We start from the raw sequence: 13,536 nt of genomic DNA, 5'->3' as shown, positions 1-13,536 counted from the left end.
CCAAAACTCACAATAACCTATTTCAGTAGGTACCGTGGGTTAAACTATCGTCTCAGAGTTTGTTTTTTGCACTGTTGCGCCTAGGAGTGCGCGAAAAAAGGGAGGAAGACCCAGGTGAAAACGTTAATCCAGGCCTTCAGGACGAAGGAGTTGAGGAACAAGATCCTCTTCGTCTTCGCTATGATAATTATTTATCGTATTGGTTCATTTATTCCGATTCCGGGTGTGGACTATAAAGTTGTGCACGCTTGCACTGTTAAATTAGCTTCATCGAGCGAGAACTTTATTGGGTTAGTTAACTTGTTCTCAGGTGGCTCGCTGTTGCAGCTTTCTATTTTTGCTTTGGGTGTTATGCCTTACATCACTGCTTCCATTGTGATTCAGCTTTTGCGCGTGGTTATTCCTCGCTTCGAAGCTCTTCATAAGGAAGGTCAGTCTGGAGAAACAAAGCTTACGCAGTACACGCGTTACCTAACTATTGGATTGGCAATTTTGCAATCTACTACGATTTTGGTAACAGCACGTACGGGTGCTTTGTTTAATTATCAGTGCGGAAATAATATTATTCCAGACGGAAGCATGTGGAGCCTTATTGTCATGGTTTTGATCATGACTGGCGGCACTGGTCTTATTATGTGGATGGCAGAACTCATTACCGATAAGGGTATCGGTCAAGGCATGTCTGTCTTAATCTTTATGTCTATTTGCTCTGGCTTCTTACCAAAGCTTTGGGAGATTGGTTGGGGAACCAACGGTTCTAATGGCGATTGGAATAAGTTCGCTATTGTTGGTGGCGTTTTGATTGTTATCCTCATATTTGTTGACTTTGTTGAGCTTGCTCAGCGTCGTATTCCTGTGCAGTATACGCGTCGCATGATTGGCCGAAAAATGTATGGCGGCTCTTCGACTTATTTGCCATTAAAGGTAAATATGAGTGGTGTTATTCCACCAATCTTTGCTTCGTCAATTCTTGCTGTTCCTACCCTTATTGCTCAGTTTGGAGATAAGAGCAAGGCTTGGGTGAATTGGATTGAAGCTAATTTGGCTAATTCCACTTCTGCTTGGTATATTGCGTTTTACACAGTAATGATTGTGTTCTTCTGCTTCTTCTACACAGAGATTACTTTTAATCCTGATGAGACTGCAGATAACATGAAAGAGTATGGTGGCTTCATACCAGGCATTCGCGCTGGTAGTGCTACAAGTCATTATCTTAGCTATGTTATGAATAGGTTGAATACTGTCGGTGCTATTTATTTGCTCTTTGTTGCATTGATTCCTACCGTTTTGATTATGGCTTTGCATTTGAATACAAAATTGCCATTTGGTGGTACAACAATTTTGATTATTGCTGGCGTTGGTTTGGATACGTTGCGTCAAGCAAAGGCTCAGACTGAACAATTCCAGTATGCTGGTTTCTTGTTCAAGCATGATGAGCAAAAGCAAGTATCTAAGTAACTACAGTTAGTGAGCTAAGGAGATGAATATGCGATTACTAATTATGGGTCCACAGGGCGTTGGAAAAGGCACTCAGGCCGCTTTGTTAAGTGAGCATTATGGCATTCCAGCGATTTCTACTGGTGATATTTTCCGCTATAACCTTAAGAATCATACTGAGCTTGGAAAACAGGTTCAGGGATATCTTGACAAGGGCGAGTTGGTTCCAGATGAGCTGACTAACAGCATTGTTAAGGATCGTCTTGCTCAGGACGATGCAAAGAGCGGCTGGATTCTCGACGGTTATCCTCGCAACGCTTCTCAGGTTCAAGCTTTGGATCGTATGTTGGAAGAGCTTGGCACTCCTCTCGATCACGTTGTGGCTCTCGAGGCTGAGCGCGATGTTTTGCTCGAACGCATGCAAAAGCGTGCAGTGGAGCAAGGTCGTTCTGACGATACTCCAGAAGTAATTGCTAAGCGTTTAGAAACGTATGAGAAGGAAACAGCTCCATTGCTTGATATCTATGATAGCCGCGGTCAGTTGGTTGAAGTAGATGGCGTTGGAGATATTAAGGAAATCAATAATCGCATTGTTGAATCACTTAATTAAGTAGTGCGTTTTTAAATTTAAAAAGTAAAATGCGTTCTGTTCGACACGCCGAGTGTTGAATGGGACGCATTTACTGTATTATAAAAGATTGGCGTGTCTTCGGATGCGCAAAGTAGTATGCCCAAGGAACGGAACGAGGCTCATGGCAAAAGACGGTGTGATTGAAGTCGAAGGCACGGTAGTAGAAGCACTACCAAATGCGATGTTTCGCGTTCAGCTTGAGAATGAGCACATTGTTTTAGCTACGATTTCTGGTAAGATGCGTAAAAATTATATTCGCATTCTTCCTCAAGATCGTGTAGTGCTAGAAATGAGCCCTTACGATCTAAATCGTGGGCGTATTACGTACCGTTATAAGTAAGGTACAAGCAAAGGAAAACCATGAAGGTCAGCCCTAGCGTGAAGAGGATCTGCGAAAACTGCCGCGTGATCCGCCGTCACGGCCGCGTCATGGTGATCTGCATTAACCCACGTCATAAGCAGCGTCAGGGCTGAGCAGATTTCCATCGCGGAATACAAAGAATAAGGCGCTAAGTCACAGCCTAAGCTGAACCCTGGGTGCGCAGGCCCAGGCCGCACTTAATTTCTATTAGTGCGGAAGACTTGGTGCACGACCTGCGTAACAGTAAAGGAATTACAATGGCACGTCTTGCCGGAGTAGATATTCCCAATGAGAAGCGCATTGAGATTGCCCTCACCTACATTTTTGGTGTTGGTCGTACTCGCGCTAAGGAAACGCTTGCCGCGACCGGTGTTAATCCGGACACTCGCGTCAAGGATCTTACGGATGAACAGCTGATCACCTTGCGTGATTATCTTGAGGCCAATTACAAGATTGAAGGCGATTTGCGTCGTGAGATTGACGCTGACATCCGTCGTAAGATTCAGATCAACTGCTATCAAGGCCAGCGTCATCGCAAGGGTCTTCCTGTGCGTGGTCAGCGTACTAAGACTAATGCTCGTACTCGCAAGGGTCCGAAGCGTACTGTCGCCGGGAAGAAGAAGGCCACCCGATAGTAGTCGGTGGTCGGCTCTAGGCCACGGATATATTTCCATCGTCTAGACATACCAACTCATTCGTCATTAGGAAACGAGGGTCAATGGCAGCTGCAAAGCAAGCCTCGCGCAAGCCGCGTCGCCGGGACCGCAAGTCGGTGCCGGTTGGGCAGGCGCATATTAAATCAACATTCAATAACACGATTATCTCCATTACCGATCCATCCGGTGCAGTCCTTTCTTGGGCTTCCGGCGGTGATGTCGGCTTTAAGGGTTCCCGTAAGTCGACTCCTTACGCTGCAGGTATGGCTGCTGAGTCTGCTGCACGCAAGGCAATGGAGCATGGCCTCAAGAAGGTCGACGTGTTTGTTAAGGGTCCAGGTTCCGGTCGTGAAACCGCTATCCGTTCCCTCCAGTCCGCGGGTCTCGAAGTTGGTTCTATTACCGACGTTACCCCACAAGCGCATAACGGCGTACGCCCACCAAAGCGTCGCCGCGTCTGAGCACTCTTACGAATCCATCCATCCAACCCGCTTATGGGCGGCGAGTGCACCACCGACCAGAAGCTGAAAGGATACCAAAGTGCTTATCGCACAGCGTCCGACACTTACCGAGGAATCACTGAATCCCCAGCGTTCTCGCTTTACTATTGAGCCGCTGGAACCAGGTTTTGGCTACACTCTCGGCAATTCGCTGCGTCGTACCTTGTTAAGCTCTATTCCAGGTGCTGCCGTTACTTCGGTTCGCATCTCTGGAGCTTTGCATGAGTTTACGACTCTGCCAGGTGTTGAAGAAGATGTCACTGAAATTCTGCTGAACATCAAGGGCATCGTGCTCACGAGTGAGTACGACGAGCCTGTAGTGATGTATTTGCGCAAGAATGGTAAAGGTGAGGCCACTGCTGGAGATATTACTCCTCCAGCCGGTGTTACTATTGCTAATCCTGACTTGCATATTGCTACACTCGCAGAAGATGGTGAACTTGAAATTGAGTTTACTGTTGAACGCGGTCGCGGCTACGTGCCAGCTCAGATGAACAAGCAGGAGAACAGCGAAATCGGCCGCATTCCTGTGGATTCGATCTACTCACCAGTTTTGAAGGTGAGCTATAAGGTCGAAGCTACCCGCGTGGAACAGCGCACGGACTTCGATAAGCTCATCCTGGATGTGGAAACCAAGCCAGCTATTACACCGCGTGATGCAGTTGCATCTGCAGGCTCGACTTTAGTTGAGCTTTTCGGTCTTTGCCGTGAGCTTAACGTTGATGCTGAAGGTGTTGAAGTTGGTCCAGCGCCAACTCATGATGAAGCTGATTCTCAGTTGGCTATACCGATTGAAGATATGAATTTTACTCAGCGTAGCTATAATTGCTTGAAACGTGAGGGTATTCATACAGTCGGCGAACTGGTAGTTCACACTGAGCAGGATTTGCTCGATATTCGTAATTTCGGCATGAAATCCATCGATGAAGTTAAAGAGAAGTTGCAGGCAATGGGTCTGTCTTTGAAGGCTTCACCGATTGGCTTCGACGCCAATAATCTCGAAGGTGGCACTTTCTTCTCGCCTGAAGACGAGTAAGTTCCGCCTGCAATCGTCGTAACGTTTGGATGTTCGGGTTGATGCCCACCTGAACGATGCGACAATAAGGAGTAATAATGCCTACACCGAAACAAGGCCCTCGTCTGGCTTCTAGCCCGGCTCATGAGCGCCTGATGCTGGCCAATATGGCGACCAGCCTCTTCCAGCACGGTCGTATCGTAACGACGTTGCCAAAGGCAAAGCGTCTTCGTCCGCTTGCTGAGCGTTTGATTTCGTTCGCTAAGCGTGGCGATTTGCATTCGCGTCGTCGTGTGTTGCGTGTAATTCGCAACAAGTCCGTGGTTCACGTGCTTTTCACTCAGATTGCTGAGCAGATGAAGCAGCGTGAAGGTGGTTACACACGTATCGTGAAGATTGCTCCACGTCGTGGTGATACCGCTCCTCAGGCAATTATTGAGCTCGTAACTGAGCCAGTAAGCCCAAAGAAGGCTGTTGTGAAGGAAGCTGAAGCAGCTACCAAGGTTGCAGCTAAAGAAGAAGCTGCCGAGTAGTTTGCATTCCAGCTTTACGCATCGGTAAAGTGAATCTTAAAGCAAGCGTTTAATCGCTTCTTGAAGAATTGCTAAAACGAGTCGAGGATTTCCTCGGCTCGTTTTTTGTTTGTATTATTATTAAGTTATGCCGAATATTTTGGATCAAGTAAGAAGCGATTTTCGTACTTTTGCTCAAAGAAGTTTTAATTCTGTTGATGCTTTGATTTTGTGTGAGCTTTCATACATAAATATGCCAAAATCTATTCCGCTATATAACAGTGAGTCAAAAGTTATTTCGACTACGCCTATTTACGATCTGCTACGTTTTGAAGATTTTTCGTCGATGTTTTCTTCTGGAGTAGCTAAGGTTGATAAGTTTCGTCAAGAGTTACTTTTTGCAGTTGCAGCTAATCCGCGCTACAGAGGTATTAAAGTAGGGGAAATTCTTGAACGATTTGATAAATCGAATGCTCATGAATCTTGTGAACAGCAGTTTGCTGGTGTTACTTTTGACCTTAGTTCTTGTGAAGGAATTGATAATCCGAATACTATTGTTGTTGCTTTTAGAGGAACTGATAATACGCTTGTTGGGTGGAAAGAAGATTTTAATATGGCCTTTCGCTGCCCAATTCCAGCTCAGGAGTCAGCAGCAGAATATTTAATTTCTGTAACACAAAGATATAGTAAATATATTGCAAAAAAAGCTAGTTTATTACAAAAAATTTCCTCGTTTTTCGCAAAATCAACTAATTCGAAGCGTGACAATTGCGATAACAATAATAAGCGCGATAATAATAACAAGCGCAATAACAGCCCGAATATTATTGTCACAGGTCATTCAAAAGGTGGGAATATGGCGTCCTATGCTACTATGCGATTGGATGCGGAAAATGAAAAACTTGGCAATCTTGTATCTAAAATTTATTCAATGGATGGGCCGGGTTTTGCAAATGATGTAGTAGATACTAGCGTTTTTTCGTGCGTGGCAAGTCGAATAGAGAAAGTTGTGCCGCAATCTTCGATTATTGGGCTTCTTATGGATAATGGATTGCCATATAAAGTAGCTAGGGCTGATTCTGTTGGTTTAATGCAACATTTTGGCATGTATTGGCATGTTGAGGATGGTGATTTTGACTATCGAGATGAAGTTACTGCTCGCGCTGCTGCAATCGCAAAAGCTATGAATTCTTGGATGTTTGATTTGCCTGTTGAGGAACGAAAACGCAGGATTGATAGTGTGTATAACGTTTTGTCGAGTTTAGGTTATCCTACTTTTGATTTATTGGGTTCTCATTGGTCTGAGCTTGTGCCAAAATTACTTGGAATGGCAACGCACTTGGATGCGAAGTCTTATGAGCTTATACGCGGAATTATTGCTGCTGTTGCTGGCGTAGGCGTGAAGTAACTGTGGTGAAGCAAGCTTTATGAGTAACTGTAGATGGAAAGTAATACTAAGCGGAAGCAACTGTAAACGGAATTTAATTGCGGAATTATTTAGTTACGACGAATGGAAGGTTTTTTTAAATGCGACTTCGCTTGGATTTGGCTTATGACGGCGGCGGATTTTATGGTTGGGCTAAGCAGCCGGTTTTGCGCACTGTTCAAGGTGATATTGAAGCAGCATTGCATATGGTTTTGCGCGTTCCGAAAAATGATCCTACTGAATCGTTGCGTCTTACTGTTGCTGGTCGTACGGATACGGGCGTGCATGCATCGCATCAGGTTTGTCATCTTGATGTTTGTGAAGAAACTTTATTGCGATGCGTAGGTCATACCGGATTGGACGGTGTTTGCGCGCTCGAGTACAGGCTTAAGCATGTTTTGCCACAAGATATTTCGTTGCATAAGGTTAGCGTTGCGCCCATTGGTTTTGATGCACGCTTTTCTGCGTTAGAGCGCACGTATGTGTATCGTATTTGCGACGCTTCTGATTATTGTGATTATGACCCTCGTATGCGCGGTTTTGTTTTGAAACTTGATGATGTTTTGGATGTTGATGCAATGAACCAGGCTGCGAGGCTTATGATTGGCCTTCACGATTTTGGATCTTTTGCGCGCCCTAATCCTGGAGGCACTACTATTCGCGATGTAAAAAGTGTCTGTTGGGAACGCGTGGGAACGCGTGCTAATGACGTGCGCGTTAAGCTTAAAACTGGATGCGTGCCGCCTGTTGAGCAGGGTTTGCTTGAATTTACTATTGTCGCTGATGCTTTTGCGCACAATATGGTGCGTTCTCTTGTGCAAGCTTGTGTGCAAATTGGTTGTGGGAAGCGTTCTTTTGATTGGTTTGAGGAAAAGATCAATGTTCCTCTTCGTGAAGGCTCGACGGGTCCAATTGATCCTCATGGATTGACATTGGAATATGTAGCTTATCCTCCTGATGAGGAGCTTGCTTCTCGCGCTGAAAAAATTCGCGCTCGCCGTGATTCTGCTGAGTTATAGCGTTTCAACTCGCCATAAATTTATATTCGCGCCATGGTTTACAATTGAAAAGTTGCGTTTGCGCGCGATTTTGTTGCGCGAATCGTAAGTGGATGAATGTCCGAGCGGTCTAAGGAGCACGCCTCGAAAGCGTGTGAGGGTAAAATCCTCCGCGAGTTCGAATCTCGCTTCATCCGCGAATAGGGTTTCTAGCAAATCGCTAGAAGCCCTTTTTTCATGCCGAAAACCCTTGATATATCAACGTTTTTGGCTTGTTCTCAGTGTTTTTCTGTTTTGCATTTTGTATCATTAAGTACCATTATTTTTGATTATAAGCAGGGTGTATAAAGGGGTGAATATCTGATGCAAGAATTATATTGAAGGTAGTTTTATTTATCATGGGACGAAGCAAGGGACAACACTCATGGCTAGAAAAAGCGCCTTTGGTCAGATTAAAACCCCTTCATGGTGGAAGAAAAAGCATAAGCCTAGTGAGCATTATTATGAGGTTTCGTATTTAACACCTATCGAAGAACTCGACAAATGGCCTAATTCTGCAAAGCGACAGTATAAGCCGAATGGTGCTAGGACATTGCAAGAGGCACAAGATTGGCTTTCTTCAGAGGAAAAGTTGGTTCATAGTGGCGAATGGTTGCCGGTAAAAGAGCGTGAGGTAAGACGCGAGCGCAATAGTATTCTGTTTAGTGAGTATGCGACTAGTTTTGTTGAGGGTAATGAGAGGCTTGGTAAGTCTACTAAGAACAAGTATTTTGAATTATTGGATAATCATTTATTGCCTTTCTTTGGTGGTATTCAAGTAAGGGCTATTACTTACATAAATGTTAAGAATTGGTTTGATGGTGAGCCTGATAATACGGCTCGTGTGAACGCTTATAAACTGTTATCTGAGATTATGGGTTCGGCTGCTAATGATGCGCTTGATGATGAGGGTAATACGCTTATTGATAAAAGCCCGTGCCGTTTGAAGGATGTTGCACGTCCTAAAAAGAGGCATGAAACGGTAGTTCCTACAGTTGAGCAGATTAGAGAGCTTGTTTCTTACATGCCTGAGCGTCTTGGGTTGATTGAGTGGGTTGCTTTTGGTTTGGGGTTTCGTATAGGTGAGATATTGGCATTACAGAGGCGTGATATTGAATTGAATGATGAAGTGGGTGCGTCTGTTATTCATGTGCGCCATTCGTTGAAAGATGAGAAAGATGAGCGCGGCAAAACAGTAGTAGTAATGGGTAGTACCAAGACTAAGAGCAGTGAAGCTAGTGTTATCATTCCTGAATCATTAAAACCATTGTTTGAAAAGCAATTAAAAGAGTATACGAGTAAAGAGGCGGACGCGTTCATATTTACTACGGAGAACAACAATAATTTTATAAGGCCGTCTAATTTTCGTTGTAGATACCACAACCCGGCTCGTAAGCAAGTAGCAGGCTTGGAAGAGTATTGGCCTCATGATGGCCGCCACGCTCGTGTTATTACCATGCTCGAAAGTGGTGAATCATTGAATGTTGTTGCTAAACAAGTACGCCATTCTGATGCTCGTACAACAGCACGTTTTTATGCAGACTCAACAACAAGAGGCGCACTCGAAAAAGCAAGCGAGAAAATAAGCGAACAATTAAGTGAAGGATTAAACTCAGAGCCTATAAAAACAGCTTCTAGCAAGAGCGTAAAGAGCATGGAGAGCGTGGAAAGCACGAAGCCTAACAGTAATGATAATGAGGCTGCTAATGGCTTATATGTGTTCCTCGTAAGCATGGAGATGAGCGCTCGCATTCAAGCATTAAGAGGCATGAGCAAAGAGCAAAGAAAACAAGCATTAGACTCACTATCAGACGGCATAAAAGAGGAAACAAAAGACGCTTTCATAAACTCAATCGAATAACCTAACACTCTAATACTCACACCAACACCCCCAACACCCCAACCGTTGGAAACATTAGGGTTTCATTACACCCCACACTTTCCCCACTACCCCCAACAATCTCATAAACCGCACGTTTTGCGCTCGCAAACGGTACGAGGGTAGTGGCTTTTATTGGCGTATTGTTACGAATAGCTTTTTGTTACGATAAGGGTGTTACGAATAGAGGACGAAGGGAGATATTAGACCTATCGCCGGGGTGGCTTTCCATGAGGGGGTGGGGGTATACCCCCTATATGCATTGTTTTCGTGCCATATTCGACGTTTATTCAATGGCTTACTACTTTGCATACTACTAGCTATTGTTTGCGTGCGTATGGGCTGATTTTACTAGGGTTTGGGCATGATAGTAGTCGCATTTTATGTTGTGGCACATGCTTAATAATGTTCAATAATCTAGTGTGTGCCAAATCTTTTGAACATGGCGCGCATTTGAGAGAGTTAGGCAGCGCTTTTTGCGAGCGCCACAGCAATACCCTTTCCCCCCGTCTTGTAATGGTGGCGTGTGGGTTTGATGCTGTGTGATATGTTAGCGCGTGTATGGCCATTATAGGCTGCATATTCAAGGCATTATTTACGGTTGTCACCATGTTTGCGAGCGCAGTTTTATATAAAAAATCGCTAATTTGTGGATAACTATTTAGGTTCGAACTTAATTTTTCAAGAAATGGCTATTTTAAGCCGTTTTGTCGGTGTGTTGTAACGTCTTTTTTGTGAAACGACACACTTAATTACTATAGTTATTGGCAATTATCGCGAATTAAATCGAATAGAAATTGTTCGTTCTGAAAAGTCTCTTCATAGAGTAGAACGCTTGTACTATAATCTACATTTAGTGGCAAAAAGAGCCACACCCTACTACATAGCGTGGCGGCAACCACACTATAGGGTGCAGCTCTTCCATACCACCTTGACGCCCAAATGGGTGTCATGAAACATAACAATTGAAACCTGATGTGAAGCGTCTTAAACATTGCAAAATCAAGGCGTTTCACTTTTGGGTTTCATAATTCCACCCCCAAATGGTGGGGTAGAAAGGGGGTGCCAACATGGGCACCGTAAGTAAATTATATGTAGGTCACACTACATCTACGACCCCATTGAGCGTGTCTGTAGTAACCGCAATGGAAATGCTAGGCTACAAAGACCGTAGAAGCGTGCTCAAATTAGTCTACCAAGGGAAGTTAAAAGCCTCTAGGCCAACGGGACGAAAAATCTTAATCGACTATGACAGCCTCGTTAAGTTGGTAAAGGGGGAAGAAAAATGAAAGAGACCCCCTTCATCGCAAACAATATCGAAGGGGGTCGGGACAACAGTTCCAATTATACCCCTTCACCATGCGAATACAACTTTGCAAAAATGACTACAGAACAGCAACTAGACTGCTTTACTGATGGCATCGCGCGCGCAATTTATGAGCCATTCAATTTAGCTATAGGCTCCGACGTGGAAAGACGCTGTAGAATGTTTGCGCTCGCAGCCATATCATCGGTTACGGAAGGCTGTAGAAAACCTGTAATATCTGCTAAAGGCTCGGACGTTGACGCGCTCGCAGGCATTATTATTCTTGCCATGGCGTGCCCTAGCGCGATAGTTACTATAGATTTTAGCGGCAAAATACAAAATGGTGCTATAAGACTTAATACGCCTGATAGCATGTCTAGGTTTGGCGAAATCGTCTGTTTGCCAATGTCAAGAGCATGGTTTCTTGAAAACAGTCCACGCCAGCACGCTGCTAAACTACGTGAACACTTGTATGAAATCGCGCCATTACATAATGAAAGTTCACCAGAGCAAATACTTGCAGAATGTGAGAAAGACTGTTGGCGTAATCTAATGAAGCCTCAAGGCATGGAGGTGACTAAATGATTACCCCTGTTTTTGACCTTAGGCCATTAGGCGTGAAGCCTTTTGAAAGCGAGCAAGAGTTTTTAGACTCTAGTAGTACTATTAAAAATCTTTATCAGTACGCTAGAGCGTGCAGAACGTCGCCGCACGCCGCATTGGTTTGTACTTTAGCTAGTGTTTGCGCAGAAATACCGCCTAACATTGTTGTGCCTTCGTTTACGGGTGATAGTCCAGCTAGCCTGAATTTTGCTGCTATTACGATAGCGCAATCTGGTGGCGGTAAGGGTTTGGCTATGACCGTGGCTAAAACGCTCGTTCCATTACCTGATACTGTTTGGGTTGGCCAAACAGCGTCGGGGGAAGCTATACCGAGCGTGTATGTTCACTACGAAGAAGATGAGACATATACTCGCAATGGTGACGATAAAGAAAAATGCGAGCGCAAAAAACCGCGTCTCAAGTATAAAACTCAAAACGCGTTTTTTGATATTAGAGAGGTTCGAGAGTTTGCAGGCAATGCAAGCCGTGTTGGCTCTACTATTGTGCCAGTGCTTGTTAACTTGCTTGATGGCACGTCTAAGATAGGTTGTACTACCAAGAGCGAGAGTAACACGTTACAAGTGCCAGAGTACGGGTATCGTGCCGTAATCGTCATTGGTGTGCAGCCGGCCAATATACGTGATATTACCAGTCACGGTGGCACGGGTTTGCCACAACGGTGCTTATGGACTGATGTGCTAGACTCTAATGCGCCTGATAGAAGGCCTGAGAAAATAGCGCCTGAACAATGGTTATCTTTTGACCACACATTATTCAAGCAATATGCCGCCTCGGAGATGGACTTAAATAGTCTACTAAGGTCGGGGAAGCCTGAAACAACGCTAGTAATGGAAAGCGGGCAATACAGTTATAAGCTGCATGAGCTTAACTATCCTGAAGGCGTTTATGTGGCTGTAGATGAAAATGCAAAGCAAAGGCTTAAGGGTGAGAATGTTTCGCATACTCAATTACTTGTGCTGAAGCTAGCAGGCCTTATAGCCTTATTCTTGCAAGAGGATAAATCAAACCTATTGAATGTGACAGCTAAAAACATTCAGCAAGCTGAATGGCTCGTTCGCCAAAGTATTACAACATTGCAAAATGGGTTAAATACCTACGTGCAAACTAAAAACGCTGAAACATACAAGCAAGAATATGAAGCCAAAGGCGACGAAAACAAGGAAGGCATAATCAACAATGTTGAAAGGTCAATAATAAGAAAACTAGAAAAGAGCAACGGTCAAGGCGAAACAAAAGGCGGATTAACAAGATGCCTAGACCAACCAGTAAGACCGGCGCTCGATGATGCGCTCGCAGATTTAATAAAAGCTAAGCGTGTACGATTAAAAGAAAAAAGATATTACCTAACAAAATAAAAAGGTAACAGGAAATAGCAGCCAAACACGAACGCACAAAGCCAAAGTGTTTGGCTGCACTCATATAAACACAACACACACAACATTGCGAGCGCAACAATACAAAAATAAAAAACGTTGGGGACAGTGGGGTTCACGTGTGGGGAAGCACAAACCCTAATATTTCCAACACGTTGTTGCGTTGGTGGCGTTGGGGTACACAAAAAAGAAAACACACACAACCACAACCGCACGTTTTGCGCTCGCAAACAGTACGAGGGTGCGTCATGTAGTGGCTTTATCTCGTGTGCTGATACTTGATACTTAAGAGCCTTAACATATGAGCATATAAATTAGCGTGGTAAGGCTGTATAATGGCCATTACAAGCGCTTATAGCAGGTGTTACGAATGGTATTATTTAGCGTTTTGAAGCATTAAAAAATATTATAAACGGGGTGTTTAGCAGGGTGAAGCACTTTCATAAAGTCGCAAACCCAATGTTTAGTAAGGCTAATAAGGTGTTATGTCGGAATCTCGCTTCATCCGCGAATTAACCAAGCCTAAAGCATGTAAAATTGCTTTAGGCTTTTTAATTCGCCGAGCTTGCTCAGGTTGGAAGCACAGTGTGCTTCCAACGCAAGCGAGGTCTTTCTGCGTCAATAAAGACGCAGAAAGTGTGGGCTAGTGTGTTTAACGTAGTGTGTTAGGTTTGTGTTGCCGTATTTCGCGCTTGAAGCTTTTTTATTCTGCCGAGCTTTCTCAAAACTGAAAGTGCAGTGCACTTTCAGTGAAAGCGAGGTCTGCCTGCGTCTCGATT

13 protein-coding genes and 1 tRNA gene are annotated in these 13,536 nt (G+C 44.3%); all 14 read left to right on the top strand.

Annotated elements, in window-relative coordinates:
* The first annotated feature begins 114 nt into the window (after positions 1–114).
* Positions 115–1,458 (top strand): preprotein translocase subunit SecY, encoded by a 1,344-nt coding sequence (gene secY / locus HXT40_RS06215; RefSeq protein WP_004574086.1) that lies wholly within the window; start codon positions 115–117, stop codon positions 1,456–1,458.
* Between the two features lie 28 nt (positions 1,459–1,486).
* A complete protein-coding gene (locus tag HXT40_RS06210; protein ID WP_012913828.1) occupies positions 1,487–2,047 on the top strand; it encodes an adenylate kinase in 561 nt (186 codons plus the stop codon).
* A 142-nt stretch (positions 2,048–2,189) separates the two neighbouring features.
* The gene (gene infA / locus HXT40_RS06205) at positions 2,190–2,408 is read left to right on the top strand and encodes a translation initiation factor IF-1 (RefSeq protein ID WP_004105485.1); all 219 of its coding nucleotides are present in this window, start codon (positions 2,190–2,192) and stop codon (positions 2,406–2,408) included.
* Between the two features lie 20 nt (positions 2,409–2,428).
* Entirely contained in the window at positions 2,429–2,542 is a 114-nt protein-coding gene (rpmJ, locus tag HXT40_RS06200) for a 50S ribosomal protein L36 (RefSeq protein ID WP_003842636.1), read from the top strand.
* Positions 2,543–2,686: 144 nt separating this feature from the next.
* Positions 2,687–3,064, top strand: coding sequence for a 30S ribosomal protein S13 (gene rpsM, locus HXT40_RS06195; RefSeq protein WP_004105472.1), 378 nt, complete (start codon positions 2,687–2,689; stop codon positions 3,062–3,064).
* Between the two features lie 83 nt (positions 3,065–3,147).
* Positions 3,148–3,546 (top strand): 30S ribosomal protein S11, encoded by a 399-nt coding sequence (gene rpsK / locus HXT40_RS06190; RefSeq protein WP_004105468.1) that lies wholly within the window; start codon positions 3,148–3,150, stop codon positions 3,544–3,546.
* A 79-nt stretch (positions 3,547–3,625) separates the two neighbouring features.
* The gene (locus HXT40_RS06185; protein WP_004574084.1) at positions 3,626–4,621 is read left to right on the top strand and encodes a DNA-directed RNA polymerase subunit alpha; all 996 of its coding nucleotides are present in this window, start codon (positions 3,626–3,628) and stop codon (positions 4,619–4,621) included.
* 77 nt (positions 4,622–4,698) lie between these two features.
* Positions 4,699–5,133 (top strand): 50S ribosomal protein L17, encoded by a 435-nt coding sequence (rplQ, locus tag HXT40_RS06180; protein ID WP_004129014.1) that lies wholly within the window; start codon positions 4,699–4,701, stop codon positions 5,131–5,133.
* A 127-nt stretch (positions 5,134–5,260) separates the two neighbouring features.
* Positions 5,261–6,520: an Mbeg1-like protein gene (locus tag HXT40_RS06175; RefSeq protein ID WP_004109646.1), complete on the top strand. Its 1,260-nt coding sequence runs from the start codon at positions 5,261–5,263 to the stop codon at positions 6,518–6,520.
* Between the two features lie 119 nt (positions 6,521–6,639).
* Positions 6,640–7,557 carry a tRNA pseudouridine synthase A gene (locus tag HXT40_RS06170; RefSeq protein ID WP_004109639.1) on the top strand — a complete coding sequence of 306 codons (918 nt, stop codon included), beginning with the start codon at positions 6,640–6,642 and terminating at the stop codon, positions 7,555–7,557.
* Positions 7,558–7,647: 90 nt separating this feature from the next.
* A tRNA-Ser gene (locus HXT40_RS06165) sits at positions 7,648–7,733 on the top strand.
* Positions 7,734–7,960: 227 nt separating this feature from the next.
* On the top strand, positions 7,961–9,436 hold the full coding sequence (locus HXT40_RS06160) for a tyrosine-type recombinase/integrase (protein WP_415692885.1): 1,476 nt from the start codon (positions 7,961–7,963) through the stop codon (positions 9,434–9,436).
* A gap of 1,399 nt (positions 9,437–10,835) precedes the next feature.
* Positions 10,836–11,345: a hypothetical protein gene (locus HXT40_RS06155; protein WP_415692886.1), complete on the top strand. Its 510-nt coding sequence runs from the start codon at positions 10,836–10,838 to the stop codon at positions 11,343–11,345.
* On the top strand, positions 11,342–12,739 hold the full coding sequence (locus HXT40_RS06150) for a hypothetical protein (RefSeq protein WP_415692887.1): 1,398 nt from the start codon (positions 11,342–11,344) through the stop codon (positions 12,737–12,739). The genes HXT40_RS06155 and HXT40_RS06150 overlap by 4 nt, the downstream gene beginning before the upstream one ends.
* The last annotated feature ends 797 nt before the right edge of the window (positions 12,740–13,536 follow it).

Origin of the sequence: Gardnerella sp. DNF01180P (genome assembly GCF_049244205.1) — a bacterium.
GTDB classification, from domain to species: Bacteria; Actinomycetota; Actinomycetes; order Actinomycetales; family Bifidobacteriaceae; genus Bifidobacterium; species Bifidobacterium swidsinskii.
The sequence above is the reverse complement of the archived record's forward strand: the minus strand, read 5'-3'. Positions and strand labels throughout refer to the sequence as shown.

Coding starts and splice junctions, on each gene's coding strand:
- HXT40_RS06210 (WP_012913828.1), top strand. CDS start 1,487: ATGCGATTACTAATTATGGGTCCACAGGGCGTTGGAAAAGGCACTCAG.
- infA (WP_004105485.1), top strand. CDS start 2,190: ATGGCAAAAGACGGTGTGATTGAAGTCGAAGGCACGGTAGTAGAAGCA.
- rpmJ (WP_003842636.1), top strand. CDS start 2,429: ATGAAGGTCAGCCCTAGCGTGAAGAGGATCTGCGAAAACTGCCGCGTG.
- rpsM (WP_004105472.1), top strand. CDS start 2,687: ATGGCACGTCTTGCCGGAGTAGATATTCCCAATGAGAAGCGCATTGAG.
- rpsK (WP_004105468.1), top strand. CDS start 3,148: ATGGCAGCTGCAAAGCAAGCCTCGCGCAAGCCGCGTCGCCGGGACCGC.
- rplQ (WP_004129014.1), top strand. CDS start 4,699: ATGCCTACACCGAAACAAGGCCCTCGTCTGGCTTCTAGCCCGGCTCAT.
- HXT40_RS06175 (WP_004109646.1), top strand. CDS start 5,261: ATGCCGAATATTTTGGATCAAGTAAGAAGCGATTTTCGTACTTTTGCT.
- HXT40_RS06170 (WP_004109639.1), top strand. CDS start 6,640: ATGCGACTTCGCTTGGATTTGGCTTATGACGGCGGCGGATTTTATGGT.
- HXT40_RS06160 (WP_415692885.1), top strand. CDS start 7,961: ATGGCTAGAAAAAGCGCCTTTGGTCAGATTAAAACCCCTTCATGGTGG.
- HXT40_RS06155 (WP_415692886.1), top strand. CDS start 10,836: ATGACTACAGAACAGCAACTAGACTGCTTTACTGATGGCATCGCGCGC.
- HXT40_RS06150 (WP_415692887.1), top strand. CDS start 11,342: ATGATTACCCCTGTTTTTGACCTTAGGCCATTAGGCGTGAAGCCTTTT.